This is a genomic window from Streptomyces malaysiense (genome assembly GCF_000980885.2).
In the GTDB taxonomy this organism is placed as follows: Bacteria; Actinomycetota; Actinomycetes; order Streptomycetales; family Streptomycetaceae; genus Streptomyces; species Streptomyces malaysiense.
Genome location: NZ_LBDA02000007.1, coordinates 160,367 through 185,267, shown reverse-complemented (window position 1 = coordinate 185,267; position 24,901 = coordinate 160,367). Strand labels below are relative to the sequence as shown.

Below are 24,901 nucleotides of genomic sequence, written 5' to 3'. Positions count from 1 at the left end.
ACCGCCTACGCGGCACGGGCGGCGGTCTCCCGCGAGCGCGCCTTGCGCAGCCAGTACATCGCGGAAACGGGCAGCAGCACGGGGATGAACACGTAGCCCATCCCGTAGTCGGACCACACGGTGGAGTCGGGGAACGCCGAGGGATCGAGCAGCGTCCACGTGCCCACGAGCAGCACACCCGCCAACTCGGCCCCGCAGCAGACCAGCGCCGCCCGCCGTGCCGTCTCCCCGCCGCGCACCAGCGTGTACGTGATGAACGCGTACACCAGGCCGGCGACCGCGGACAGCGCGTACGCCAGCGGCGCCCGCTCGAAGTCCGTCGCGATCTGGTACACGGAACGGGACACCGCGCCGACCACCATCACGCCGTAGAACCACACGAGCAGCATTCCCGGCCCGCTGATCAACCGGGCCGGCTTCTCCTCGGCCGTCGTCATCCTCAGCCTCCCCAGATGTCGAAGAGCCGGACCTGGAGCACGGCCAGCACCACGCCGCCCGCCGCGGCCGTCACCGAACCCCACCGGGTCCGCTCGGCCAGCGACATGAACCCCGCGGCCGGCACACACGCGAACGCGCCCAGCAGATACGCCACGAAGATCGTGGTCCCCTGCTCCGGCTTCCCGCCCCGCGCCAGCTGCACGATCCCGATCACCAACTGGATCACGGCCAGCAACGACACCACGGCCATGCCGATGAAGTGCCAGTCCTTCGTCGGCTGGTCACGATAGGCGGCCCAGCCGCACCACGCGGCGAGCAGCAGCGCGGCGACCCCGGTCACCAGCGTCAGGACAGTGAGCATGCGGTGACCTTATTACGGCGGAATCGGGCCGACGGCGCCGACCCCGCCGTACGCCGCGGTCGCCCGGCCTCCCGCGGGCCCGCCCCGGAGCCCGGTCCGCAGACCGCCGGGCGGGCTCGCCCGCGTACCGTGGCGTTGGCCACAGTCCGCCGGCCGGGGAGCCCGGCAGGGATCTCGCCGCGGACGATCTCGCGGCCTTGCGCGCACTGGTCACCGGCCGGGGAGCGGAGATCCCCGGCCGCGCCCCGGGGTGTCCGCCGCCGTCCACTATGCGGACAGCGGTCACCGCTCCCCGGCGGGCTTCTGCTTTACTGGGCCGCATGACCACGACGAACAGCCGCATCCCTGCGACCGGGGCGACCATGACGCCCGGTGCTGTTTGTGTGTGTCCGTGTCGAATGTGCGCCTTCTAGAGGGCCCCCGCACCACCTGAGCCTCGCGCCCCGAAGCGAGAGCCGCGGCCCGTCCCGCGCCCGCACCCCGGGCGTGCGCGACCCGAGGGCCGCCGCGCGCACACGCCGTTCTCCCCGCTTCACCGCCACCCGGGAACCGTGCCGCGTACCCCCATGAACGCACGCAACGCACCCGTGTCCGGGCACACCCGCGCCCGCGCACTCGACAGTGACGGAAATCCTGTGATCACCACATCGGGCCTGACCAAGGTCTACCGCTCCCGCGGCCGCGAGGTCACCGCCCTCGACGGCGTCGATCTCCATGTCCGCGAAGGCGAGGTCTACGGCGTCATCGGCCAGTCCGGCGCCGGCAAGTCCTCGCTCATCCGCTGCGTCAACCTGCTGGAACGCCCCAGCTCCGGCACCGTGACCGTCGCCGGGCAGGACCTCACGGCGCTGGCCGGCCGCGGTCCGCGCGCCGGCCGGGAACTGCGTCAGGCGCGCAGCCGGATCGGCATGGTCTTCCAGCACTTCAACCTGCTGTCCTCGCGAACCGTGCAGGACAACGTCGAGCTGCCGCTGGAGATCCTCGGCACGTCCGGGAAGGAACGTTCCCGCAAGGCGCTCGAACTGCTCGACCTGGTCGGCCTCGCCGACAAGGCCAAGAGCTACCCCACCCAGCTCTCCGGGGGGCAGAAGCAGCGCGTGGGCATCGCCCGCGCGCTGGCCGGCGACCCCAAGGTGCTGCTCTCCGACGAGGCCACCAGCGCACTCGACCCGGAGACCACCCGCTCCATCCTCCAGCTGCTGCGCGACCTGAACCGGCAGCTCGGCCTCACCGTCCTGCTCATCACCCACGAGATGGACGTGGTCAAGTCGATCTGCGACTCCGCCGCCCTGATGGAGAAGGGCCGGATCGTGGAGTCCGGCACGGTCAGCGAACTGCTGGCGACCCCCGGCTCCCAGCTGGCCGCCGCGCTGTTCCCGGTGAGCGGCGAGCGCACCGGCACGGACCGCACCGTCGTCGACGTCACCTTCCACGGCGAGGCCGCGACCCAGCCGGTCATCTCCCAGCTGTCGCGCACCTACAACATCGACATCTCGATCCTCGGCGCCGCCATCGACACCGTCGGCGGTCTCCAGATCGGCCGGATGCGCATCGAACTGCCCGGCCGCTACGAGGACAACGTGGTGCCCATCGGCTTCCTGCGCGAGCGGGGACTCCAGATCGACGTCGTGGGCCAGGAGGCCGCACTGGTGAAGGAAGGTGCCAAGTGACCTGGTCCGAGATGCAGCCCCTGCTGTCCGACGCGTGTTCCCAGACGTTCGACATGGTGCTCTGGTCCACCCTGATCGCCGTCGTCGTGGGCCTTCCGCTCGGTCTCCTCCTCGTCCTCACGGACCGCGGGGGGCTGCTGCAGAACGTCGTCGCCAACAAGGTGATCGGCCAGGTCGTGAACGTCGGCCGCTCGCTGCCGTTCATCATCCTGATGGTCGCCCTGATGAGCTTCACCCGCTGGGTCACCGGGACGACGATCGGCACCGCCGCCGCGGTCGTACCGCTCGCCATCGGCGGTATCCCGTTCTTCGCCCGCCTGGTCGAGACGGCCGTGCGCGAGGTGGACGGCGGGCTCGTGGAGGCCGTGCAGTCCATGGGCGGCAACACCTGGACCGTCGTCCGCAAGGTGCTGGTCCCCGAGTCCCTGCCCTCCTTGATCGCCAGCACCACCACCACCGTCATCGCCCTCATCGGCTACTCCGCCATGGCCGGCACGGTCGGCGGCGGCGGCCTCGGCGACCTCGCCGTCCGCTACGGCTACCAGCGCTTCGAGACCGAGCTGATGTGGATCACCGTCGGGATCCTCGCCGTCGTCATTTCCCTCATCCAGTTCGCCGGCGACTTCGCCGCCCGCGCCCTGCACCGCCGCGGCGGCCGTTCCGGCCCCGCGCCCAGGCTGCGGCTGCTGAAGGCCAAGGAGGCCAAGGGACCGGACCCGGCAGAGGTCACCGAGGCCGCGTAAGCACCGGCCGGGACGCGTGGAGACGACTCCGCCGGACGGCCGGCCCCACGGTTCACCGTCGTCCGTCCCGCACCGGCCCCCCCCGCACCGGACCACCACCCCTCGACGAGGCGCTTCGCGCCGCACCCCGATCCGGGGCAGCACCACCACAAGGAAAGGCACTTTTCGTGCGTAACACCGCCAAGCTCACCACCGCCGTCCTCGCCGCCGGGGCCCTCGCCTTCGGGCTGACCGCCTGCGGCTCCGGCAACTCCTCCGCCTCCCACGACTACAGCGGCCCGCTGGTCGTCGCCGCCAGCCCGGTCCCGCACGCCGAGATCCTGAACTTCGTCGAGAAGAACCTCGCGAAGAAGGCCGGGCTCGACCTCCAGGTCAAGGAGTTCACCGACTACATCACGCCGAACACGGCGACCGAGGACGGCTCGGTGGACGCCAACTACTTCCAGAACCAGCCGTACCTGGACGACTTCAACAAGAAGCGCGGCACCCACATCGTGCCCGTGGTCACGGTGCACCTGGAGCCGCTCGGCCTGTACTCGCACAAGGTCAAGAAGGCGGACGAGCTGGGGAGCGGTGCGACCGTCGCGGTCCCCAACGACGCCGTCAACGAGGGCCGCGCACTGAAGCTGCTCGCCGACAACGGGCTCATCACCCTCAAGTCCGGTGCCGGCAACGACGCCACCCCCGAGGACATCGCCGAGAACCCGAAGCACCTCCGGTTCAAGGAGGTGGAGGCGGCCCAGACCCCGCGCTCCCTGGACGACGTGGACGCGGCGGTCGTCAACGGCAACTACGCCATCTCCGCGGGCCTCAAGCCCGCCAAGGACGCCCTCGTCCTGGAGTCCGCGAAGAACAACCCCTACGGCAACTTCCTCGCGGTGAAGAAGGGCAACGAGAACGACCCCCGGGTCAAGAAGCTCGCCAAGCTCCTCACCTCGCCCGAGGTCAGGAAGTTCATCGAGGACAAGTACCAGGGCTCGGTCATCCCCTCCTTCTGATCCGGCCACCGCGCGCACCGCGTCGCGACCCACGGGGTCCACTCCCTCACCGGGTGTGGACCCCGTTGTGCGTTTCAGTGGTTTCATGCTGCATGCTGGGCAGTTCAGCGGGCCCGTTTCACGGCCCCGCTGTCACTCGAGTTCTTCCGAAGGTTACGGAGCGGCGCATGACGAGCACCTTCCCCAACATCTCCATCAGCACGGAGCGGTTGGTGCTGCGCCCCCTCGACGAGGACGACGTGTCCGCCATGGCCGAGATGATGAACGACGAGCAGGTCGCCGCCTGGACCGACGTGCCCCAGCCGTTCACCGAGGCCGGCGCCCGGCACTGGATCACGGAGCACGCGCCCGCGGAACGCGCCGCGGGCCGCGGTCTCGACCTCGCCGTCACCGAGTTCCTCACCCAGCGCCTGGTCGGCATCGTCCGGCTGACCAGGACGAACTGGAACATCCGCGCCACCGAGCTGTCGTACATCGTCGCGCCCTGGGCCCGCGGCGAGGGCTACGCCTCCGAGGCCGCGCTCGCCACCGCCCGCTGGCTCTTCGGCGACCAGCGCTTCGAGCGCGTCGAACTGCGGACCGCCGCCGACAACACCGCCTCCCAGCAGGTCGCCCAGAAGATCGGCTGCATCAGCGAGGGCGTGCTGCGCAACGCCTGCATAGTCCATGTGCGCACCGAGGACGGCGGCTGGGCCGATCTGCGCACCGACTTCATCGTGTGGAGCCTGCTGCCGGAGGACCTGGAGGGCGCCGACGAGCAGCTCGCCGACACCAGCGGGTTCACGTCGTACGCCGACTGGAACTGATCCCCGCCGCCGCGGCCCGTCGCCCGCGACGCCGCGCGACCGGGTAGCCTCACCAAGCCCGCCTTCGGGCTCTGCACCCCTGACGACCTGCGAAAACCTGGAGATGGACGACGATGGCCGACCGGGTCACGGTGATCGGCTGGGACGGCTCGCCGCTGACCGACGCGGCACGCTCCGCCCTCGGCGCCGCCACCCTCGTGGCAGGCGCGGCCCACCACCTGGCACTGCCCGAGGTCCCGCCCGCCGCCGAACGCATCCGTCTCGGCAGCGTCTCGCTCGCGGCCCGCCGCATCGCCGGCCACCGGGGCACCGCGGTCGTGCTCGCCGACGGCGACCCCGGCTTCTTCGGCGTCGTACGCACCCTGCGCGCACCGGAGTTCGGCCTGGAGGTGGAGGTCGTCCCGGGCGTCTCCTCCGTCGCCGCCGCCTTCGCCCGAGCCGGCATGCCCTGGGACGACGCCCAGGTCGTCGTCGCCCACCCGCGCACCCTGCGCCGGGCCGTGAACGTCTGCCGCGCCCACACCAAGGTGGCCGTGCTCACCGCACCGGGCGCCGGCCCCGCCGAACTCGGCCTCCTCCTCGCGGGCGTCCACCGCACCTTCGTCATCTGCGAGGAACTGGGCACCGAACGCGAACAGGTCTCCGTCGTCACCTCCGACAAGGCCCCCGACCACACCTGGCGCGACCCGAACGTCGTCATCGTCATCGGCGGCCCGGTGGGCGCGACCGGGGACGGCGGCTGGATCGCCGGCCGCGACCCGGGCACCGGCCCGCGCGGCTGGGTCCAGCCCGACGAGGCGTACGGCGACGGCGTCGCGCTCGGCGAGGGCGAGACCGAGCTGCTGCGCGCCGCCCAACTCGCCCGCCTCGGGCCCCGGGTCGGCGACCTCGTCTGGGACATCGGCTGCGGCTCCGGCGCGTTCGCCGTGGAGGCGGCGCGCGCCGGCGCCGCCGTCATCGCCGTCGACCGTGAACCGGCCGCCTGCGCCCGCGCCGACGGCGCCGCCCGCCGTTACGGAGTCCAGCTCCAAGTGGTACGCGGCAGCGCCCCGCACGTCCTGGAGGACCTGCCCGAGCCCGATGTGGTCCGGGTCGGCGGCGGGGGAGCGGCCGTGGTCTCGGCGGTCGCCGACCGCCGCCCGCAGCGCATCGTCGCCCACGCCGCGACCCGCGACGCGGCCGAACTCGTCGGCCGCGACCTGACCGAGCACGGATACCGGGTCGAGTGCGCCCTGCTCCAGTCCGTCGAACTCGACACCCGCGCCTGGCGGGAGACCGAGCGGAACGTCGCGTTCCTGCTCAGCGGGGTGCTGTCCGATCGCCCCGTGATCCGGTAGTCGTACCGCGCGCGGTAGGCTGGCCGATCGTTGTACCGCACCGGTGGCCCGGAACTTCGTTCGCCAATGTCCGGAACGCACGCCCGTCTTGGGCCGGGCGCGGTACAGCGAACCCGTGGACGCGCAACGTGGCGTAGTCCACAGCGGCCTGTCGCGGATCATGCTGTCGCGACGGCGCAACGACCGGGACAATGCCACTGAATGGCTTTGTCGCCTTTTCCGGCGGGTCGTTCGTGCCGCTGGGCACGGACGCTCGTTCTTCACTATGGGCGGTCGGTGTGCCGTTCCGGGTGAGCTGGTCGTAGGAGCACTAACCGATTGGGCGAGGGGTACGCATGACCGACACCGGCCAGGTCCCGGGCGAGGGACAGCCGGAGAGCGCAGGCATGGTGGAGCAGCCGGGCGTCACCGCGCACGGCGGCGCGTACACCTATCTCTCCGAGGCCCCCGCCGAGGACGAAGACCTGCTGCTGCCGGGCGCCCAGGGCGCATGGGGCAACGAGGTGCCGCCGCCCGCCCCCGAGCCGGTGGTCGAGACGCTGCACGAGGCCTCCGGCCGCGACACGGGTTCCGTGGACCTGAGCGGCGTCCGCCTCCCGTCCGCGCAGGAGACGTCCGTGCCGCGCCGCCCCCTGCACCTCGGCCCGCTCATCCCCGACACCTCCGCCGGCCCGGTCCGCACCCTCGCCGACCGCGGCCCCGAGTACCTCGACGCCCAGCCCCTCCGGGACATGGGCCCGCAGACCGCGGCCCCCTGGGGCGCGGCCGCGGCGGGTACGGCCGTGGCGGCGCCGGGCGCCGGCCAGGTACCGGGAGCGGCGGAGGCCGCCCCGGCCGCGGTCCAGGCGCCGGGCGTGGCGGAGGCCGGACAGGCCGCCGTCCAGGTGATCGGTGTGCCGGTTGCCGCCGCCGAGGCCGTGCCGGTCGCCGTCGAGGTGCCGGAGCAGGCCGCCGAGCAGGCCGCCGAGGCGCCGGGCACGGCTTTGGACGCTGTCGCCGCTCCCGAGGCGCCGGTCGCCGCGGCCGAGCCGGTCGTCGCGGAGGCGCCCCGGGCGCCGGTCGCCGAGGCGGAACCGGTCGCCGAGCGGGTGCCGGACGCGGAAACGGTTGATCCGGCGCCGGTGGGGACGCCGGACGCCGATGGCGCGGCCGCCGGGCAGGCGGCCGCCCCCGAGCAGGTCGTACCGGGCCAGGACGGTCCGCGGCCCGTCGACGGTCAGGGACCGGACGTCTCCCGGCAGCCGGTGGCCGCCGGCGCGGTGGCGCCGGCCGAGGAGAGCGTGCCGGTCGCCGTGGAGCCCGTGCCGACGCCGGACGTCCAGGCCGCCGAGGCCGCCGGAGCGGCCGCTGTCGTGCAACAGGTCCAGCTGGTCCAGCAGGTTCCCCAGACACCGGTCGCCGAGGCACCGGTCGCCGAGGCATCGGTCGCCGCGGAGGCAGTGCCGGAGGCCGGTGCGCCCGTGCGGGCCGAGGAGCGGGTTCCCGGTGCCGCCGTGCCGGCCGCCGAGGCCGCTCAGCCGGTCGTCGCCGAACCCGTCGCCGTCGAACCCGTCCAGGTGCCCCAGCCTGCCGAGGCCGTCGCCGCCCCTGCCCCGGACGCCCACCAGGTCCCCGGTGCCGTGGCTCCCGCCGTCGAGGCAGCCCGGCCGGTCGAGCCGGTCACGGCCGAGCCCGTCGCGGTCGCCGAGGCCGTCGAAGCGGGCGAGGCCGTACAGGCCGCCGAGCCGGTCGAACCCGTCGTCGCCGAACCCGTCGTCGAGCCCGTCGCCGCCGAGGCGGCCCTGACTGCCGAGCCCGTGGCCGTCCCGGTCGCTCCGGCCCAGCCGGCCGAGGCCGTCGCCGCCCCCGCCCCGGAGGCCCCCCAGGTCCAGGTCCCCCAGCCGGTGGAACCCGTCGGCCAGGACGCGCCGGCCGTACCCGGCGTCCCGCAGCAGCCCGCCGCGCCGCCGGAGCCCCAGGCCGAGGCGCAGGCGCTGCCGCCGGCTCAGGACCCGGCGGTCCAGGCGGCTCCCGTCGCCGCGCGGGTGCCGGCCGGTGACCCCGCCGCACCCGTCCCCCAGCAGCCTGTCGAAGCCGCCCCGGCCCCGGTCGCCGCCGAAGCCGCGCAGCCGCAGCCCGCCGACGTGGCCGCGACTGCCGAAGCCGCGCAGCCGCAGGCCGCACCGGCCCCCGTCGCCCCCGCGCAGCCGCAGCCCGCCCCGCCCGCCGAGGACCCGGCCCAGCAGGGCTCCGAGCCGGTGGACGCCCCCGTGCGGCCCGCTCCCGCAGAGCAGTCGCCCGAGGTTCCCCCGGAGCCGGCTCCCGGGCCGCCGCTCGGAGAGTTCGTGCCGGTGGAGGGACAGGTGCCGAGCGCGCCGCATCTCGCGCCGACCCCGCCACACCCCCTCGTCCCGCCCGCGCAGGGTCCCGCGCCGCAGGCCGCCGTGCCCGCGCCCCGGGAGGCCGAGGCCGTGGCGCACACCGAGACCGCGGAGCCCGCCGCCGAGCGGGCCGAGAGCCCGGCCGAGGCGGCGCCCGCGCCGCAGGCCGCCGGCCCCGCCGCCCCGGGCTACGACGACGCCGAGCGAGAGGCCGTGCTCAAGGTGATGCGGGAGCGCCGCGACATCCGCAACGGCTTCCGTAACGACCCCATCCCGCACGAGGTGCTGCTCCGCGTCCTGGAGGCCGCGCACACCGCGCCCTCCGTCGGTCACTCGCAGCCCTGGGACTTCGTCGTCATCCGGTCCGCCGACACCCGGCGCACCATGCACGAACTGGCCGTCCGCCAGCGCGAGGCGTACGCGAAGTCGCTGCCCAAGGGCCGGGCGAAGCAGTTCAAGGAACTGAAGATCGAGGCCATCCTCGACACCCCGGTGAACATCGTCGTCACCGCCGACCCCACCCGCGGCGGCCGGCACACCCTGGGCCGGTACACCCAGCCCCAGATGGCGCCGTACTCCGCCGCCCTCGCCGTCGAGAACCTCTGGCTCGCCGCCCGCGCCGAGGGCCTGGGCGTGGGCTGGGTCAGCTTCTTCGAGGAGCGCGAGATGGTGCGGGCCCTCGGCCTGCCCGAGCACCTGGAGGTCATCGCCTACCTGTGCGTCGGGTACGTCGACGAATTCCCGGACGAGCCCGAGCTGATGCAGGCGGGCTGGTCCAAGCGGCGCCCCCTGTCCTGGGTGGTGCACGAAGAGACGTACGGCCGCCGCGCCCTGCCCGGAGAGGAACCCCACGACCTGCTTGCCGAGACCGTCGCCCAGATCCGCCCGCTCGACGCCAAGGCCCTCGGTGAGGCCTGGGAGCGCCAGAAGCGCATGACCAAGCCGGCCGGCGCGCTCGGCATGCTGGAGATCATCTCCGCGCAGCTGTCGGGCCTGTCCCGGCAGTGCCCGCCGCCGATCCCGGAGCCCGCGGCCGTCGCCATCTTCGCGGGCGACCACGGCGTGCACGCCCAGGGTGTCACCCCCTGGCCGCAGGAGGTCACCGGCCAGATGGTGGCCAACTTCCTGGGCGGGGGCGCGGTCTGCAACGCCTTCGCCGCCCAGGTCGGCGCCGAGGTGTGCGTCGTGGACGTCGGCGTGGCCGCCGACCTGCCCGCCACCCCGGGCCTGCTGCCCCGCAAGATCCGCGGCGGCACGTCCGACATGACGGCGGGGCCCGCGATGAGCCGCGAGGAGGCCAAGGCCGCCATCGAGGTCGGCATCGAGACCGCGCGCGACCTGGTCGCGGCCGGGAACAAGGCGCTGCTCACCGGTGAGATGGGCATCGCCAACACCACCGCGTCCGCCGCGCTGATCTCCGTCTTCACCGGCACCGACCCGGCCGAGGTCACCGGTCGCGGCACCGGCATCAACGACGAGACGCTGGCCCGCAAGACCGAGGTGGTCCGGCGCGCCCTGGAGCTCCACCAGCCGGACCCGGCCGACCCCATCGGCGTCCTCGCGGCCCTCGGCGGCTTCGAGCACGCGGCGATGGTCGGCCTGCTGCTCGGCGGCGCGTCCCTGCGCACGCCGGTCATCCTGGACGGTGTCAGCGCCGGTGCCGCGGCCCTGGTGGCCCGTGCCATCGCCCCCGAGGTCCTCGCGGCCTGCATCGCCGGTCACCGCAGTGCCGAGCCGGGCCATGTCGCGGCACTCAACAAGCTCGGCCTGCGCCCCCTGGTCGACCTCGACCTCCGCCTCGGCGAGGGCACCGGTGCCCTGCTCGCCCTGCCGCTGGTGCAGAGCGCGGCGAGGGCGATGCACGAGGTGGCCACGTTCGACTCGGCGGGAGTCACCGAGAAGTAGGTGCCGCGGCACCGTGCTTCGGGCGCGGCCCGGTGGGTGGTCGCGCCCACCCACCGGGCCGCCCCCGCCCACCTCCCGGACACCTGTCCCGCCGACGCCTCCGTCCACGTAAAATCCGCACGTCAGGGCCACCACAACGCCCCCGGAGGAGCCATGGCCGAACACCCCGCCTACCCCGTAGGTCTCCGCCTCTCCGGCCGCCGTGTGGTCGTCCTCGGCGCCGGACAGGTCGCCCAGCGCCGCCTGCCCGCCCTGATCGCGGCCGGCGCGGACATCGTCCTGGTCTCCCCCGGGGCGACCCCCTCGGTCGAGGCGATGGCGGACGCGGGTGAGATCACCTGGCACCGGCGGCGGTACGAGGACGGCGACCTCGCCGACGCCTGGTACGCCCTCATCGCCACCAGCGACCCCGCCGCCAACACCGCCGCCTCCGCCGAGGCCGAGCGGAACCGCGTCTGGTGCGTCCGCTCCGACGACGCGGACCAGGCCACCGCCTGGACTCCCGCCACCGGCACCAGCGAGGGCGTCACGGTCGCCGTCCTCACCACGGACGCCCGCGGGCGTGATCCCCGGCACACCGCCGCCATCCGCGACGCGGTCGTCGAGGGCCTGCGCGACGGCACCCTCGTCGCCCCCCACCACCGCACCCGCACCCCCGGCGTCTCCCTGGTCGGCGGCGGTCCCGGCGACCCCGATCTGATCACGGTCCGCGGCCGCCGGCTGCTCGCCGAGGCGGACGTCGTCATCGCCGACCGGCTCGGACCGCGCGACCTGCTCGCGGAACTGCCCCCGCACGTCGAGGTGATCGACGCGGCGAAGATCCCGTACGGCCGTTACATGGCTCAGGAGGCCATCAACGACGCGCTGATCGAGCACGCCAAGCAGGGCAAGTCGGTCGTACGGCTCAAGGGCGGCGACCCCTTCGTCTTCGGCCGGGGCATGGAGGAGGTCCAGGCGCTCGCCGAGGCCGGCATCCCCTGCACCGTCGTCCCCGGTATCTCCAGCTCCATCTCGGTGCCGGGCGCGGCCGGCATCCCGGTCACCCACCGGGGCGTCGCCCACGAGTTCACGGTCGTCAGCGGCCATGTCGCCCCCGACGACGCGCGTTCGCTGGTCGACTGGCCGTCGCTGGCCAGGCTCACCGGCACCCTGGTGATCCTGATGGGCGTCGACAAGATCGGGAAGATCGCCGAGACGCTCGTCGCGCACGGCCGGTCCCCCGAGACCCCGGTCGCCCTGGTGCAGGAGGGCACGACCGCGGCGCAGCGCCGGGTCGACGCCACCCTCGCCACGGTCGCCGAGACCGTACGCGCCGAGGACGTGCGGCCCCCGGCGGTCATAGTGATCGGCGAGGTCGTGGCCGAGGGTCCCGCGCAGGCGGTCTGGCCGAATACCCCCTGATCGCATGTAACCTCGGGTAACGCACCCGTACCCAGCCGTTGGCACCACACCCAGGACAAGGCAGTATCACCCTGTGGCCGATCTCATCACCGTCGAGGACCCCGACGACCCGCGCCTGTGCGACTACACGGATCTGACCGACGTCGAGCTGCGCCGCAAGCGCGAGCCCGCCGAGGGCCTGTTCATCGCCGAGGGCGAGAAGGTCATCCGCCGGGCCAAGGAAGCCGGCTACGAGATGCGCTCCATGCTGCTCTCGGCCAAGTGGATCGACGTCATGCGGGACGTCATCGACGAACTCCCCGCGCCCGTCTACGCCGTGAGCCCCGAACTCGCCGAACGCGTCACCGGCTACCACGTGCACCGCGGCGCCCTCGCCTCCATGCAGCGCAAGCCCCTGCCGACCGCCGCCGGACTGCTCGGCTCCGCTCGCCGCGTGGTGGTCATGGAGTCGGTCAACGACCACACCAACATCGGCGCCATCTTCCGCTCCGCGGCCGCCCTCGGCATGGACGCGGTCCTGCTCTCGCCCGACTGCGCCGACCCGCTGTACCGGCGCAGCGTCAAGGTGTCGATGGGCGCGGTGTTCTCGGTGCCCTACGCCCGCCTGGAGAACTGGCCCAAGGGCCTGGAGCAGGTCCGCGAGGCCGGCTTCACCCTGCTCGCCCTCACCCCGGACGAGAAGGCCCGCAGCCTGGACGAGGCCGCTCCACACACGATGGACAGGGTCGCGCTGATGCTGGGCGCCGAAGGCGGCGGCCTGTCCACGCAGGCCCTGGTCGCCGCCGACGAATGGGTCCGCATCCCGATGTCCCACGGCGTCGACTCACTCAACGTGGGCGCGGCGGCCGCGGTCGCCTTCTACGCGGTGGCGACGGGACGACCGCGGTCCTGAACGGAACCCTCCCGCGCTCCGGCGCCGCGGTGCGCGGGGAAGGACCCGTAGGGGTCGTCGTACGGCCGTTCGTCGTCAGCCGCCCGTGAGCCGCCGGCCGGCGTCCGCTGGGACTGCCGTACGCCGTTCCCCGTACTCCCGCCGGACCCGTCGCCCAGACCCCGGGCCGGGCCCTGGCAGCCCTGGGCCAGGGCGATGCCGAGGGCCACGAGCAGGGTCACCACGAAGAACACGGTCAGCCGCTGACGCAGCAGGCGGGGGTTGGCCGGGCGCAGACCGGTCTTCGTGGAGCGCGGCGCCGGGCGCCGCGCGCCGCCGCGGGTGCCGGGACGGCTGCCTCCGGTGGAACGCGGGCCACCGCCCCGCTGCTCGGGGGCGGGCCGCGCCGCACCCGGACGGGAGGGGGTGCCGCCACCGCGGGAACCGCCCCGCGAGGGCACCCCGCCCCGGGGGGCCGCGCCGCGCGGCAACGGTGTGCCGGGAGCCTGGCGGCGCGCGGCGCGCTGCGGGTCGGGGTAGGTGTCGACGAGCCGCCCGGTGGGCCGGTCCGCCTCCGCCGCGCGCGGGGAGGGCGGCCGTACCTCGGTCAGCCCCTGGGCCTCGCGGGCCGCGATCTCCTTGAGCCGCAGCGACAGTTGGAGGGTGCTGGGCCGGTCCTCGGGGTTCTTGGCGAGACAGGCCCGGATCAGCGGGGCGAGCGCGTCGGGCACCCCGTGCAGATGGGGCTCCTCGTGCACCACCCGGTACAGCATCACCTCCGAACTGCCGTGTCCGAAGGGGGAGTCGCCGGTCGAGGCGTAGGCGAGGGTCGCGCCCAGCGAGAAGACGTCGGTGGCCGGGGTGACGGCCGCGCCGCGCACCTGCTCGGGGGCGAGGAAGCCGGGGGAGCCCACGGCGGTGCCCACGTGGGTGAGGGTGGAGGCGCCGGTGGACCAGGCGATGCCGAAGTCGATGATCCGCGGCCCCTTGGGGGACAGCAGGATGTTGGAGGGCTTCAGGTCCCGGTGGACCACCCCCGCCTCGTGCACCGCGACCAGGCCCTCGGACAGCGCCGCGCCGATCGCCGCCGCGTCGGCCGCGAGGAGCGCGCCCTCGTCGGCGACCCGGTCGTGAAGCGAGGGCCCGGGGACGTACTGGGTGGCGAACCAGGGACGGTCGGCCTCCAGGTCGGCGGCCACCAGCCGGGCCGTGCAACCGCCCCGGATGCGACGGGCCGCGGAGACCTCGCGGGCGAACCGCGAGCGGAACTCCTGGTCCTCGGCCAGATCGGGCCGGATCACCTTCAGCGCGACCCGCTGGCCCTTCCTGTCGGAGCCGAGGTAGACCACGCCCATCCCGCCCGCGCCGAGCCGTCGGTGAAGCCTGAACGAGCCGACGACGCGCGGGTCCTCGCGCCTCAGGCGCATCATCGCCATGTTCATCCCCGCTGCCCGGTCCCTCTGACGTGGCACAGCTTACGTTTCCCGGGCCGCCCGCGCGCAGAGGCCGCGCCCTCTCGGCGCGACGGATTGTGCGCGCCGCGCCGGTGAGGTGAGACGCGGTCAGGGCCACCGCCGCCGGAGCCCTCTTGACTGTCCGTCACCCTCAACCCGGTTTGTCCGAAGGGGCGTTGACCCCGCCGCGACCAGGGGCCACCTTCCTCTCCTCGCGTCCCGCGACCCGTCGCGGACGCCCCGTCCCGCCTGCCGTCGGCCGCCGCCCGAAGCGCGCCCGGCACCCGCTCCATGACCGTACCGAGTGATCGAAGTCACGCGTTCCGGCGTGCTGCCCGCATCCGACATGCCCGACACGGCGGGCGCCCCCTCGGGGAAGACCCCGAGACCTGGGTTCGGGTCTCCACCCAGGGGAGTAGACCGCGGCCGGGGGCTCATCCTCCGGGAGGCCCGCCAATCGGTACGAGGGCATGACGCCCGGTGCGGGCCCCACGCCTAGATTTGAGGTCAAGCGGCGGGTGCAGCGCTCGTCCCCCGAGGTCGGACACCCGCCGCTGTGAAGAAAAGCTGCAAGGACAACACCAGACGGTCAGGAGAGGGGCCATGGCCCACCCGGCACCGCGACGTTCCACGTTCGCACCCCGCCGAGCGGGCCGCCGCCACCCCTTGGTGGCGACGCTCATGGCCCTTCCCCTGGCGGCCCTGCTCCTGCTCGTCTTCGACGGCTGGGAGACGGTGGCCGCACAGGCGTCGTCCGTGGGTGCGATGCTGGGGCGCTGAGCGGCGACCCCAGGCCCGAAAGAGCGGTTCGGGCGGGGACATCCACCCATGAAACCCCGTGGGGACGGGGGTGCGGCGGACGGCACATATGCCGGCGCAGCTGGGGAGCTGCGCCGGCATCGCCGTCCCCGGGGTGCGGTCCGGCGTCCGGTGCGCGCCCGTGGGCGGCTGGTCACGCGGTTCCCCGCGCCCCCGCGGGACGCTCCCGCACCGCGACCGGCACCCCGCCCCGACCGTCCTGCCCCTCTCCCCGCCCCGACCACCCGAGGCCCCGTGACCATCCTCCCCGCGCTCACGGCACACGTCCGCGCCGACGGCACCCCCGCCGCCCCCACCACGCTCGCCGACCGGCCCGACGCCACCGTCCTCCGCCTCGGGGACACCGTCGTCAAGGCCCACGCCCCCGGCACCGACCCCGCCCAGCTGGCCCGCCGCCTCGAAACGGCCGCCCGGCTCCCCGGCATCCTGCTGCCGCCGCTCACCCCCGCCACGGAAGTACTGCGCGACCGCCTGATCACCTCCTGGCCGTACGGCACCCCCGTGGACCCCGGCAACCCCGCCGCCCCCTGGGAATCCGTGGCCGGCCTCCTCGCCCGGCTGCACCACAGCACCCCCGGCCCGGCCCTGCCCCCGATGCGCGGCCCCGCCAAGGCCGCCCGTGCCGTCACCCGGCTCCGCGCCGTCCGCCACGCACGCCTCCACCCCGGCGCCCGTCCCGTCCTCGACGCCTGGGCCGCCCTGCCCGCCTGGGCCCGCGCCGAGGCCCCGATGCCCGGACCCGCCGCCCTCTGCCACGGCGACCTCCACCTCGGCCAGCTCGTCCGGCATCCCGCCCCCGACGGCCCCTGGCTGCTGATCGACGTGGACGACCTGGGGCTCGGCGCACCCGCCTGGGACCTCGCCCGCCCCGCCGCCTGGTTCGCCTGCGGACTCCTGCCGCCCGACGACTGGACCCGCTTCCTGACCGCCTACCGGGCGGCGGACGGCCCGGCCGTCCCCGCGGCCGGCGAACCCTGGCCCGCCCTGGACGTCCCGGCCCGCGCCCTCACCGTCCAGACGGCCGCCCTGGCGATCACCAAGGCGGCCGCGGCGGACCGTCCCCTGGACACGGTCGAACAGGCCGTCGTCGACGCCTGTGCCCGCATGCCCGCGCGGTGACCCGGGGCCCTGCCCGCGGTCGTCGCAACCGCACGCGGAGAAACGGAGTCTGTGCTGGGGAGCCACCAAGCAGTACCGACCGGCGAGGAGTTGAGCCGACGATGCATTGTCCGAAGTGCCACGCACCCATGCAGACGTACAACCGCAGCGGCGTCCAGATCGAGCAGTGCGGCGGGTGCCGCGGCATCTTCCTCGACTACGGCGAGCTGGAGACGCTGACCCGGCTGGAGTCCCAGTGGTCCAGGCCCGTCCCGCCCGCCCCGCAGGGCTACCCCGCCCCGTCCGCGCCCGCCTGGGGCGCCCCGTACGGCGGCCACGGCGGTGGTCACCACGAGCACGGGCACCACGGTCATCACGATCACCACCGCCGGAGCTTCACGCACATGCTGTTCTCCAGCTGAGGCCCACGCGGAAGCCCCCGGCCGTGGAAACGGCCGGGGGCTTCTCGGTGTGTGGACGATACTGGGATTGAACCAGTGACCTCTTCCGTGTCAGGGAAGCGCTCTCCCGCTGAGCTAATCGTCCGGGGACGGTGATCCGGGGATCACGGTCAGTGCGCGATACTGGGATTGAACCAGTGACCTCTTCCGTGTCAGGGAAGCGCTCTCCCGCTGAGCTAATCGCGCGGGTGTGGACCTTCGTGAGATCCGGGATCTCCGGACGGACCGGTGATCCAGTGGACGATACTGGGATTGAACCAGTGACCTCTTCCGTGTCAGGGAAGCGCTCTCCCGCTGAGCTAATCGTCCTTGGAGGTGGAGACGGGATTTGAACCCGTGTAGACGGCTTTGCAGGCCGTTGCCTCGCCTCTCGGCCACTCCACCAGGAGTGTAGGGGATCGGGATGACCCCTTCTTCCTTCGAGCGGACGACGAGGCTCGAACTCGCGACCTCAACCTTGGCAAGGTTGCGCTCTACCAACTGAGCTACGTCCGCTTGTCGTTTCGGTCCGCTTCCGCGTCCCGGCGACGTGTTGAACTCTAGCGGATTCCCGGGCCAGTACAAAAACGCGTTTGCGCAGCGTGCTGCGGTAGGCCCGGCGGACCCGGTGGTCAGGGCCCCCTCCGGGACGTCCCCGGGTCACCTCCGGGACACCCACCTAGACTCGGGCACGTGCTCCACCATGCTCCCGGCCTCCCCCCGCTGGCCCGCTTCGGCGACCGGCTCGCCACCGGCCTCCTCGATGTCACCAGTGACCCCGCCGCCCTGGAGTCCACCGGCTTCTGGGCCGTGTGCGCGGACTTCGAGGGCCGTCTGACCTGCGCACGCTTCGCGGACGTACGACACGCTCCGGTGCCCGCCCCGGCGCCCGGCGCCTGGCACGGCCCCGCGGTGGGGGACTGGGCCACCTCCCTGGACCACGCCGCCTACACCGCGGCCGTCCGCCGCATCCGTGCCCACATAGCGGCCGGCGAGGTCTACCAGGCCAACCTCTGCCGGGTGCTCAGCGCGCCGGTCGCCCCGGACGCCGACGTGGACGCCCTGACCGCTGTGCTGGCCCGCGGCAACCCGGCGCCGTACGCGGGCACGATCCGCCTGCCCGCGCACGGCGTGGAGATCGCCACCGCCTCCCCGGAGCTGTTCCTGCGCCGGTCCGGCCGCACCGTGGAGTCCGGACCCATCAAGGGCACCGGCCGCACCGAGGCGGACCTGCTGGAGAAGGACTACGCCGAGAACGTGATGATCGTGGACCTGGTCCGCAACGACATCGGGCGCGTCTGCGCCACCGGCAGCGTCACCGTCCCCGATCTGTGCGTCGTGGAGAAGCACCCCGGCCTCGTCCACCTCGTCTCCACCGTCCGCGGCGAGCTGCGCGCCGGCACCGGCTGGCCCGAGCTGCTCGGCGCCGCCTTCCCGCCCGGGTCCGTCACCGGCGCGCCCAAGTCCAGCGCCCTGCGGATCATCGAGGCCCTGGAACCGGTGCCGCGCGGCCCCTACTGCGGCGGCATCGGCTGGGTGGACGCCGACCGGGGCACCGCCGAGCTGGCCGTGGGCATCCGTACCTTCTGGATCGACCGCGCCGACGGCGTCCTGCGCTTCGGCTCCGGCGCCGGCATCACCTGGGGGTCGGACCCGGAGGGGGAGTGGCAGGAGACCGAACTGAAGGCGTCCCGGCTGCTCGCGGTAGCGTCGGGGTCGTACGAGGCGAGTGGAGAGGCGTGCGCATGAGGATCTGGCTGGACGGCGGGCTGCGGGAGGCGGATTCCGCCCGGGTCTCCGTGTTCGACCACGGGCTGACCGTCGGCGACGGCATCTTCGAGACGGTGAAGGCGGCCGAGGGGCGCACCTTCGCGCTCACCCGGCACCTCGACCGGCTGACCCGCTCGGCCCGGGGCCTCGGGCTGCCCGACCCCGACCACGACGAGATCCGCGAGGCGTGCACCGCCGTGCTCGCGGCCAACCCGATGCCGCTCGGCCGGCTGCGGATCACCTACACCGGCGGCCACGGCCCGCTCGGCTCCGACCGCGGTGAGCACGGTCCGACCCTGGTGGTCGCCCTCGGCGAGACCGCCCGCCGCCCCGACAGCACGGCCGTGATCACCGTCCCCTGGACCCGTAACGAGCGCGGCGCCCTGACCGGCCTGAAGACCACCTCGTACGCCGAGAACGTCGTCGCCCTCGCCCGCGCCCACGAACAGGGCGCCTCCGAGGCCCTGTTCGCCAACACGGTCGGCCAGCTGTGCGAGGGCACCGGCTCGAACGTCTTCGTCGTCCTGAACGGCGAGATCCACACCCCGCCGGTCTCCTCCGGCTGCCTCCCCGGCATCACCCGCGCCCTCGCCGTCGAATGGACCGGTGCCAAGGAGACCGACCTCCCGCTCGACGTGCTGGACCGCGCCGACGAGATCTTCCTGACCTCGACCCTGCGCGACGTCCAGGCGGTGCACCGCCTGGACGACCGCGAACTCCCGGGCGCACCTGGCCCGGTGACCGCCAAGGCGATGCGGATCTTCGAGGAGCGGGCGGGGGCGGACCCCGACCCGCGGTGACGCGGCGACCGGTCGGCCGCCGCGGGCACCGCGATCACCGTCCGGAACCGGCGAACGGACTGACTCGGCCCGTGCCGTGGGTAGAACACGTGTGATGACCACGACCCTGCGGCCGGCCGAGCCGCTCCGACAGCACCCCGACGGCACGCGTTCGCGCCGCTACCAGGTGTGCGTGAACAGCCGTCCCGTCGGCGAGATCCGCCTCGGCACCTCGCCGGTCCTCGGGGACACGGTGGCCCGCGTCGACGAGCTGCGGATCGCCGAGGCCGACCGCCGCCGCGGCCGGGGGACGATCGCCGCGCTCGCCGCGGAGGAGGTGGCGCGCGGCTGGGGCTGCCGGCAGATCGAGACCGTGGTACCGGTGGCCGCGGCCGACAGCGCGCTTCGGCTCTTCGACGCCCTCGGCTACACCCTCCGCAACCGGGGCATGGAGAAACGCCTCGACGCCGGCCCGCCCGCGCTGCCCCCGGACATCCTCGAACGGCCCATGACCGAGGACGAGTTCACGGCATGGCGGGCACGCGAGCACGAGCGCCACGCCCGCGCCTGGGCCGAGCGGGGCGTCCCCGAGGCCGCCGCCCGCGCCAGGGCCGGCGACGACCAGGCCCGGCTGCTGCCGCACGGGCTCGCGACCGAGGGCATGCTCCTCAGCGTCCTGGAGCGCGCGGGAACCCGGGTCGGCACCCTGTGGCTGGCCCTGCGGGAGGACACGGCGTACGTGTACGACGTCCGGACCGACGCGGCCGAGCGCGGCCGGGGGTACGGCAGGGCCCTGATGCTGCTCGCGGAACGCCAGGCACTGGCGGCCGGCCGGCCGCTCATCGGCCTCAACGTGTTCGCGGGCAACACCCCGGCCGAGCGGCTGTACGAGTCGCTCGGCTACGAGACGGTGACGTACTCCCTGTCGAAGCCGCTGCTGTAGGCGGGCCGGTGCCGCCCGGTGTCCGCCGCCCGGTGCCGCTCCCGCCCGCGGCCACGCCCGCGCGGGCGTGGCCGACGTCCCGACCCGCGGGGAGCCCTCGGTCGTCCCGCCCGCCCGTCGCGGGAGTCCTCAGCCCTTCTGCCCGCCCAGCAGCCGGTCCGCGATCTCCTCGATCCGGGCGCGCAGCCCCTCCTGGCTCTTCCCGCCGTCCAGCCGCTCGCCGCCGATGACGTACGTCGGGGTGCCGGTCACGCCGATCGCCTTGCCCTCGGCCTGGTCGGCGTCGACGATCAGGATGTGCCGGCCGTCGATCAGCGCGGTGTCGAACTCCTCGGCGTCCAGGCCGAGCTCACGGGCCACCTCGACCAGCAGGGGTTCTCCCTCACGGCCCAGCTCGTCGACCCGCGCCAGGACGGCCTCCACGTACGGCCAGCCGTCGCCCTGCGCCAGCGCCTCCTCGACGGCCTGCGCGGCGGCGAAGGCGTGCTTGTGCCGCTCCAGCGGGAAGTGCCGCAGCCGTACGTCCAGCCGGTCGCCGTAGCGGGCGCGCAGGGCGCGCACGTCGTCGAGGGCGGTGCGGCAGTCGGGGCACTGGAGTTCGCACCAGACGTCGAGGACGACGGCGTCGGCGGGCGCGGGGGAGGAGTCGCTCATGCGCCCAGTCTTCCAGGCGGGGCACGACCGCCCCAATCCGGACCCGGGCACGGGCCGCGCGGGTCCCCAGGGGGCCGGGACCCGCGCCTCCCGCGTCCTCGGCCACGGCACCCGAGGAGGAGGCGACCCGGAGATCACCCTGATCTGTGGCCCGGACCGTGGCCCCGCACGGGCCGGGCGGTGCAGGATGGAAGGGACGAAGCGCACACGGCGTGCCGTGGTGCCGCTTTTGCCGTACGACCCGCCACCCCGCCGAGCCCGCCTGGAGGACCGGATGATCGCCGAGACAGTCTGCTCCGCCGTGTCCGCGGCGGGCCTGGGTATCGCGGTGGTCACGGCCTACCGCAGACGTTTCCTGGCGGCGGCCCGCATCGCGGCCTACGCGCTGGTGCCGGTCGGCCTCGTGATGACCGGCGTCGTGGGCTGGCTCTCGGACACCGCCTTCAGCCCCACCGCCTGGGCCGGCTTCGGCGTGCTGGCCGCGGCCTGGGCGCTGTTCGCCGCCACCCGCGCGGTGGAGCGCCGCAGGGGCCGCGCGGGCGCCGACGCCGAACACGCCGCGGCGGCCGGTACCGCTGCGGCCCGCCCGGCCGCCACCGCACCCGTCTCGTCCGCCCCGGCCCTGCGCCGGGGCCGGGGCAAGGGACAGGAGCCGGGGCAGGTCCAGGGCGAGCGGCCCGCGTCCGGTGACGACTTCAGCGACATCGAGGCGATCCTCAAGAAGCACGGCATATGACAGTCACATGACTCGCCGGATCGTCACAGTGGGTCCGCGGACGTCCGGAATCGTTCACCAGCCGAAGCGAGCCGGAAGCAAGATCATGGGATTCGGCGAACTCCCGCAAGATCGTGCGTCTTGATCGCTCGCGGGGTTCCGTTTGCGCCATCATCGGCCGCGAGATGCTGGATACGACACAGAGCGAGGCCGCGCCGCCGAAGGACGAGCCGCGCGGGTGCCTCTTCGCCCTTTCCCAGCCACCGCTGATGATCTTCCTTGCGGTGATCGGGTGTCTGATCCTCATGGCTGCGCTGCACGATCTGCTGTTGCTGTGAGCCGTACACGTCCGTCCCGGCGCCACCCGCCGGGACCGACGTCGCCCCGAGGACCGCCACCGCCGAGGACGCGGGCGCCGGTCCCGGCCGGATCCCTCGGTGCCGGGCGGAAACAGGTCAGCCGGTCGCTTCCTTGCGGCGCGCCCGGTAGGCGGCCACGTGCAGCCGGTTGCCGCAGGTGCGGCTGTCGCAGTAGCGGCGGGAGCGATTGCGGGAGAGGTCCACGAAGGCGCGGCGGCAGTCCGGGGCCTCGCAGCGGCGCAGGCGCTCCTCCTCGCCGGCGACGACGAAGAAGGCCAGGGCCATGCCGCAGTCGGCGGCGAGGTGGTCGGCCACCGAGGAACCGGGGGCGTAGTAGTGGACGTGCCAGTCGTAGCCGTCGTGATCGGTCAGCCGCGGGGTGGTGCTCGCCGCCGCGACCAGCTCGTTGATCAGCCCGGCGGCGCTCCTGGAGTCCGGGGCCGCGAAGATCGCCGCGAACCGCGCCCGGACCGCCCGCACGTCCGAGAGATCGGCCGAGGAGACCACGCCGACATCGCTGATCTCGTGGTTCCGTACGAATTCCGCGAGGGCCGGGACGTCGGGCAGCCCCTCCGGCGCCGCCTCGTCCTCCGGCGCGGTGTTCACCAGGTCCACCACGGTGTCGAGGGCGCACCGGGTGTCATGGGTGATCAGCACGTTTCGCTCCCTGGCCTGGGGGTCGGGCAGGCGCCCGCCGATGCTGGCCGATGGTAGCGACATCGCGCCCGCCGCACGGGCCGTGTCCGGCCCCGGCCGCCGGTGGAACGCCGCCGGGGGCCCCAGAGGGTCCCGGAAGCCGCCGTACGCCCGCCCAGGGCCGCCGCGGCGGCACGCGGCCGGGCGCGCGGACGGACCGACGCCGTTCCGTGAGCGCTCACGGTGACGGCGCCGGCCCGTGCCGTATGCGGTTGTCCTGGCCCGAGCCGTCTCCCCGAGTGGACGGCGCCGGGCTGCTCGGAAGGGCGGGCTAGCTTTCCGCCAGGATGTGGGAGAGCTCCTGGTCCAGATCGAAGTGCCGGTGCTCCGTGCCGGGCGGCACGGCGGCGTCGGTTCGCTTCAGGAAGGACTCGAGGGCCCGTGCGGGCGCCTCGAGCAGGGCCTCCCCCTCAGGGGAGCTGAGGGCGATGCAGACAACGCCCTGACCGTGGCTGCGGGACGGCCAGACGCGGACGTCTCCGGTTCCGGTGGGCCGGTGCAGCCCCTCGGCGAGGAGGTCGCGGGCGAACACCCACTCGACGGTCTCCTCGGCTCCGGTGTGGAAGGTGGCGTGCACGGCGTAGGGGTCGGCCGTGTCGTACCGCAGGCCTGCGGGGACAGGCAGGGAGGACTCGCTCGACACAACGAGGCGCAGGTGCAGCTCGCAGCTGACCGTGGTGTTCATAAGCGCCAGGGCCTTTCGCTCAGTGTGCGCTCGGGGATTCGCACGTCGGCGAAATCGACATGCCACCTACGGTGCCGTTGTAAACCCCTCTGAGGGTTTTGCGTGCGTTTACGACACTCTTCCGGCCGAGAACTCGTACCGGATCTACGACCATTCCGGTGATGTGAATCACTCGGGTAGCGTTGTCGGTGTGAATACGGGGAGTGACGAACCTGGGCTCGGGTCGCGGGCGCCCGAATTCATCAGGGCGCGCCGGGTGCTGCACCGCGGCTGGCAGGCCGGCGTCTTCGCGATCGGACTCGCCGTCGTGGTCGCCGGCGTCGCCATGCTCGCGCTGCCCGGACCCGGCTGGGTGGTGATCTTCGCCGGCATGGCGATCTGGGCGACCGAGTTCGTCTGGGCCCAGATCGTGCTCCGCTGGACCAAACGCAAGGTCACCGAGGCGGCACAGCGTGCCCTGGACCCCCGGGCGCGCCGCCGGAACATCGCGCTGACCGCGATCGGAGCGGTGATCATCCTGGTGCTCGGCTCGATCTACCTGTGGCGGTTCGGGCTCGTGCCGCCCTGGCGGGCCAAGGACGGGTGAGCCGCTCGCACCGCCGCGCGCGCACCGGCGGGCCGCTGGTCGAAGGCACCGCCTGACATGGGGTAATGTTCTTCCTGTGCCCGGGGCGATTAGCTCAGTGGGAGAGCGCTTCGTTCACACCGAAGAGGTCACTGGTTCGAACCCAGTATCGCCCACCCCGGACCGACGGCCCATCCGCGAAAGAGCGGCTGGGCCGTCGTCGTATTCCAAGGCCCGTGACGAACCGTCACCCGGCGGGAGAAGTTCCGGTCGCGCGTAACTGGCCAAATCTCCGCGGGTTTTCCGGAAAGCCGGGGATTTTCCCGCGTGCGGCACCGGGAGTGCCGAATTCCGGGTGGGCCGACACCCGTGAGCGGTAAGCGTTCTGAGTGCCGGTCAGCGGACGGCGGGGGCGCCCGTCCGGGTGCGGGCAGACTCGGCGCATGGACTGGAACCACTACCGCTTCCGCAGCCCGTGGCGCCTGCCCGTGCCGCCCGCCGCCGTCTTCGCCGTGCTGGAACGGCCGGAGGACTACCCCCGCTGGTGGCCCCAGGTGCGCTCGGTGATCCGGCTCGACGACGCCACCGGCGTCCTCACCATCCGCTCGGCGCTGCCCTACGCCATGACCTTCACCGCGCACGAGCGGCGCCGCGATCCCGCCGCGGGGATCCTGGAGATCGCCATGAGCGGCGACATCGAGGGCTGGGCGCGCTGGACCGTCACCGCCGCGGGTCCCGGGACGCTCGCGGTCTACGAGCAGGAGGTCGACGTCCGCAAGCCCCTGCTCCGGCGCCTGGCCGTACCCGCCCGCCCGCTCTTCCGCGCCAACCACCGCCTGATGATGCGGGCCGGACGGCGCGGACTGCTGCTCCGGCTGCGAGCGGTTTGAAGGATCGGCCTCGGGACCTGTATTGTTCAGTGCGTTCCCGGGCGATTAGCTCAGTGGGAGAGCGCTTCGTTCACACCGAAGAGGTCACTGGTTCGAACCCAGTATCGCCCACCGGGAGAGGGCCGGTCCGCGACAGCGGACCGG

The 24,901-nt window shown here is 73.7% G+C and carries 23 protein-coding genes and 7 tRNA genes; 19 read left to right on the top strand and 11 right to left on the bottom strand.

The genetic code is table 11. The features are described from left to right. Nucleotides 1-5: 5 nt before the first annotated feature. Together VT52_RS04530 and VT52_RS04525 are read right to left on the bottom strand one after the other, a co-directional pair. Nucleotides 6-437 (bottom strand): hypothetical protein, encoded by a 432-nt coding sequence (locus tag VT52_RS04530; protein ID WP_046423529.1) that lies wholly within the window; start codon nt 435-437, stop codon nt 6-8. A gap of 2 nt (nt 438-439) precedes the next feature. After that, a complete protein-coding gene (locus tag VT52_RS04525; RefSeq protein WP_046423528.1) occupies nt 440-799 on the bottom strand; it encodes a hypothetical protein in 360 nt (119 codons plus the stop codon). Between the two features lie 635 nt (nt 800-1,434). On the opposite strand from VT52_RS04525, the gene VT52_RS04520 reads away from it, so the two are divergent. The 8 genes from VT52_RS04520 (at nt 1,435) to VT52_RS04485 (ending at nt 12,911) form a co-directional block, all read left to right on the top strand. After that, nucleotides 1,435-2,469: a methionine ABC transporter ATP-binding protein gene (locus VT52_RS04520; protein ID WP_046423527.1), complete on the top strand. Its 1,035-nt coding sequence runs from the start codon at nt 1,435-1,437 to the stop codon at nt 2,467-2,469. Then, nucleotides 2,466-3,212, top strand: coding sequence for a methionine ABC transporter permease (locus VT52_RS04515; protein WP_046423526.1), 747 nt, complete (start codon nt 2,466-2,468; stop codon nt 3,210-3,212). The genes VT52_RS04520 and VT52_RS04515 overlap by 4 nt, the downstream gene beginning before the upstream one ends. A gap of 167 nt (nt 3,213-3,379) precedes the next feature. Next, nucleotides 3,380-4,210 carry a MetQ/NlpA family ABC transporter substrate-binding protein gene (locus VT52_RS04510; RefSeq protein ID WP_046423525.1) on the top strand — a complete coding sequence of 277 codons (831 nt, stop codon included), beginning with the start codon at nt 3,380-3,382 and terminating at the stop codon, nt 4,208-4,210. Between the two features lie 167 nt (nt 4,211-4,377). Then, nucleotides 4,378-5,016: a GNAT family N-acetyltransferase gene (locus VT52_RS04505; protein ID WP_046423524.1), complete on the top strand. Its 639-nt coding sequence runs from the start codon at nt 4,378-4,380 to the stop codon at nt 5,014-5,016. Between the two features lie 113 nt (nt 5,017-5,129). Further along, nucleotides 5,130-6,353 (top strand): precorrin-6y C5,15-methyltransferase (decarboxylating) subunit CbiE, encoded by a 1,224-nt coding sequence (cbiE, locus tag VT52_RS04500; protein ID WP_046423522.1) that lies wholly within the window; start codon nt 5,130-5,132, stop codon nt 6,351-6,353. A gap of 335 nt (nt 6,354-6,688) precedes the next feature. Then, nucleotides 6,689-10,618 (top strand): nicotinate-nucleotide--dimethylbenzimidazole phosphoribosyltransferase, encoded by a 3,930-nt coding sequence (gene cobT / locus VT52_RS04495; RefSeq protein WP_046423521.1) that lies wholly within the window; start codon nt 6,689-6,691, stop codon nt 10,616-10,618. Between the two features lie 153 nt (nt 10,619-10,771). After that, nucleotides 10,772-12,019: a uroporphyrinogen-III C-methyltransferase gene (gene cobA, locus VT52_RS04490; protein ID WP_046429175.1), complete on the top strand. Its 1,248-nt coding sequence runs from the start codon at nt 10,772-10,774 to the stop codon at nt 12,017-12,019. 73 nt (nt 12,020-12,092) lie between these two features. Further along, nucleotides 12,093-12,911, top strand: coding sequence for a TrmH family RNA methyltransferase (locus VT52_RS04485; protein ID WP_046429178.1), 819 nt, complete (start codon nt 12,093-12,095; stop codon nt 12,909-12,911). On the opposite strand, the gene VT52_RS04480 is transcribed toward VT52_RS04485, so the two are convergent. Next, nucleotides 12,878-14,332, bottom strand: coding sequence for a serine/threonine-protein kinase (locus tag VT52_RS04480; RefSeq protein WP_079174824.1), 1,455 nt, complete (start codon nt 14,330-14,332; stop codon nt 12,878-12,880). The genes VT52_RS04485 and VT52_RS04480 overlap by 34 nt on opposite strands. A gap of 1,065 nt (nt 14,333-15,397) precedes the next feature. Between VT52_RS04480 and VT52_RS04475 the strand changes: the two genes are divergently transcribed. Both VT52_RS04475 and VT52_RS04470 read left to right on the top strand, forming a co-directional pair. Further along, nucleotides 15,398-16,282 carry a phosphotransferase family protein gene (locus VT52_RS04475; protein WP_107481238.1) on the top strand — a complete coding sequence of 295 codons (885 nt, stop codon included), beginning with the start codon at nt 15,398-15,400 and terminating at the stop codon, nt 16,280-16,282. Nucleotides 16,283-16,383: 101 nt separating this feature from the next. Further along, entirely contained in the window at nt 16,384-16,683 is a 300-nt protein-coding gene (locus VT52_RS04470) for a TFIIB-type zinc ribbon-containing protein (RefSeq protein ID WP_079174822.1), read from the top strand. 52 nt (nt 16,684-16,735) lie between these two features. Here VT52_RS04470 and VT52_RS04465 read toward each other — a convergent pair. The 5 genes from VT52_RS04465 to VT52_RS04445 form a co-directional block, all read right to left on the bottom strand. After that, a tRNA-Val gene (locus VT52_RS04465) sits at nt 16,736-16,807 on the bottom strand. A gap of 29 nt (nt 16,808-16,836) precedes the next feature. Continuing rightward, nucleotides 16,837-16,908: transfer RNA gene (locus VT52_RS04460), tRNA-Val, on the bottom strand. 51 nt (nt 16,909-16,959) lie between these two features. Further along, a tRNA-Val gene (locus VT52_RS04455) sits at nt 16,960-17,031 on the bottom strand. 1 nt (nt 17,032) lies between these two features. Continuing rightward, nucleotides 17,033-17,106, bottom strand: a tRNA-Cys gene (locus VT52_RS04450). A 38-nt stretch (nt 17,107-17,144) separates the two neighbouring features. Then, nucleotides 17,145-17,217, bottom strand: a tRNA-Gly gene (locus VT52_RS04445). Between the two features lie 177 nt (nt 17,218-17,394). Here VT52_RS04445 and VT52_RS04440 point away from each other — a divergent pair. The 3 genes from VT52_RS04440 (at nt 17,395) to VT52_RS04430 (ending at nt 20,193) form a co-directional block, all read left to right on the top strand. Next, entirely contained in the window at nt 17,395-18,450 is a 1,056-nt protein-coding gene (locus tag VT52_RS04440; protein WP_046425998.1) for a chorismate-binding protein, read from the top strand. Then, nucleotides 18,447-19,271 carry an aminotransferase class IV gene (locus VT52_RS04435; protein ID WP_046426000.1) on the top strand — a complete coding sequence of 275 codons (825 nt, stop codon included), beginning with the start codon at nt 18,447-18,449 and terminating at the stop codon, nt 19,269-19,271. Before VT52_RS04440 ends, VT52_RS04435 begins: the two co-directional genes overlap by 4 nt. Nucleotides 19,272-19,365: 94 nt before the next feature. Continuing rightward, on the top strand, nt 19,366-20,193 hold the full coding sequence (locus tag VT52_RS04430; protein WP_046426001.1) for a GNAT family N-acetyltransferase: 828 nt from the start codon (nt 19,366-19,368) through the stop codon (nt 20,191-20,193). Nucleotides 20,194-20,322: 129 nt separating this feature from the next. On the opposite strand, the gene VT52_RS04425 is transcribed toward VT52_RS04430, so the two are convergent. Then, on the bottom strand, nt 20,323-20,847 hold the full coding sequence (locus VT52_RS04425) for a DsbA family protein (protein WP_046426003.1): 525 nt from the start codon (nt 20,845-20,847) through the stop codon (nt 20,323-20,325). Between the two features lie 274 nt (nt 20,848-21,121). On the opposite strand from VT52_RS04425, the gene VT52_RS04420 reads away from it, so the two are divergent. Together VT52_RS04420 and VT52_RS37780 are read left to right on the top strand one after the other, a co-directional pair. After that, nucleotides 21,122-21,583 (top strand): hypothetical protein, encoded by a 462-nt coding sequence (locus VT52_RS04420; RefSeq protein WP_046426005.1) that lies wholly within the window; start codon nt 21,122-21,124, stop codon nt 21,581-21,583. A 164-nt stretch (nt 21,584-21,747) separates the two neighbouring features. Then, a complete protein-coding gene (locus VT52_RS37780; RefSeq protein WP_164932512.1) occupies nt 21,748-21,900 on the top strand; it encodes a hypothetical protein in 153 nt (50 codons plus the stop codon). Nucleotides 21,901-22,017: 117 nt separating this feature from the next. Here VT52_RS37780 and VT52_RS04410 read toward each other — a convergent pair whose 3' ends face one another. Together VT52_RS04410 and VT52_RS04405 are read right to left on the bottom strand one after the other, a co-directional pair. Then, nucleotides 22,018-22,578, bottom strand: coding sequence for a CGNR zinc finger domain-containing protein (locus tag VT52_RS04410; RefSeq protein WP_046426007.1), 561 nt, complete (start codon nt 22,576-22,578; stop codon nt 22,018-22,020). Nucleotides 22,579-22,888: 310 nt separating this feature from the next. Next, nucleotides 22,889-23,302: an SsgA family sporulation/cell division regulator gene (locus tag VT52_RS04405; RefSeq protein ID WP_004002642.1), complete on the bottom strand. Its 414-nt coding sequence runs from the start codon at nt 23,300-23,302 to the stop codon at nt 22,889-22,891. Nucleotides 23,303-23,492: 190 nt separating this feature from the next. Here VT52_RS04405 and VT52_RS04400 point away from each other — a divergent pair, with 190 nt between their 5' ends. The 4 genes from VT52_RS04400 to VT52_RS04385 all read left to right on the top strand — a co-directional run bounded on the left by VT52_RS04400 (nt 23,493) and on the right by VT52_RS04385 (nt 24,868). After that, nucleotides 23,493-23,888 (top strand): TIGR02611 family protein, encoded by a 396-nt coding sequence (locus VT52_RS04400; protein WP_338059175.1) that lies wholly within the window; start codon nt 23,493-23,495, stop codon nt 23,886-23,888. Between the two features lie 83 nt (nt 23,889-23,971). Beyond that, nucleotides 23,972-24,043: transfer RNA gene (locus tag VT52_RS04395), tRNA-Val, on the top strand. A 267-nt stretch (nt 24,044-24,310) separates the two neighbouring features. Beyond that, nucleotides 24,311-24,757, top strand: coding sequence for an SRPBCC family protein (locus VT52_RS04390; protein WP_046426014.1), 447 nt, complete (start codon nt 24,311-24,313; stop codon nt 24,755-24,757). Nucleotides 24,758-24,796: 39 nt separating this feature from the next. Further along, nucleotides 24,797-24,868: transfer RNA gene (locus VT52_RS04385), tRNA-Val, on the top strand. Nucleotides 24,869-24,901 lie beyond the last annotated feature (33 nt).

Coding starts and splice junctions, on each gene's coding strand:
- VT52_RS37780 (WP_164932512.1), top strand. CDS start 21,748: ATGCTGGATACGACACAGAGCGAGGCCGCGCCGCCGAAGGACGAGCCG.
- cobA (WP_046429175.1), top strand. CDS start 10,772: ATGGCCGAACACCCCGCCTACCCCGTAGGTCTCCGCCTCTCCGGCCGC.
- VT52_RS04390 (WP_046426014.1), top strand. CDS start 24,311: ATGGACTGGAACCACTACCGCTTCCGCAGCCCGTGGCGCCTGCCCGTG.
- VT52_RS04505 (WP_046423524.1), top strand. CDS start 4,378: ATGACGAGCACCTTCCCCAACATCTCCATCAGCACGGAGCGGTTGGTG.
- VT52_RS04435 (WP_046426000.1), top strand. CDS start 18,447: ATGAGGATCTGGCTGGACGGCGGGCTGCGGGAGGCGGATTCCGCCCGG.
- VT52_RS04425 (WP_046426003.1), bottom strand. CDS start 20,847: ATGAGCGACTCCTCCCCCGCGCCCGCCGACGCCGTCGTCCTCGACGTC.
- VT52_RS04480 (WP_079174824.1), bottom strand. CDS start 14,332: ATGAACATGGCGATGATGCGCCTGAGGCGCGAGGACCCGCGCGTCGTC.
- VT52_RS04405 (WP_004002642.1), bottom strand. CDS start 23,302: ATGAACACCACGGTCAGCTGCGAGCTGCACCTGCGCCTCGTTGTGTCG.
- VT52_RS04470 (WP_079174822.1), top strand. CDS start 16,384: ATGCATTGTCCGAAGTGCCACGCACCCATGCAGACGTACAACCGCAGC.
- cobT (WP_046423521.1), top strand. CDS start 6,689: ATGACCGACACCGGCCAGGTCCCGGGCGAGGGACAGCCGGAGAGCGCA.
- VT52_RS04430 (WP_046426001.1), top strand. CDS start 19,366: ATGACCACGACCCTGCGGCCGGCCGAGCCGCTCCGACAGCACCCCGAC.
- VT52_RS04525 (WP_046423528.1), bottom strand. CDS start 799: ATGCTCACTGTCCTGACGCTGGTGACCGGGGTCGCCGCGCTGCTGCTC.
- cbiE (WP_046423522.1), top strand. CDS start 5,130: ATGGCCGACCGGGTCACGGTGATCGGCTGGGACGGCTCGCCGCTGACC.
- VT52_RS04420 (WP_046426005.1), top strand. CDS start 21,122: ATGATCGCCGAGACAGTCTGCTCCGCCGTGTCCGCGGCGGGCCTGGGT.
- VT52_RS04530 (WP_046423529.1), bottom strand. CDS start 437: ATGACGACGGCCGAGGAGAAGCCGGCCCGGTTGATCAGCGGGCCGGGA.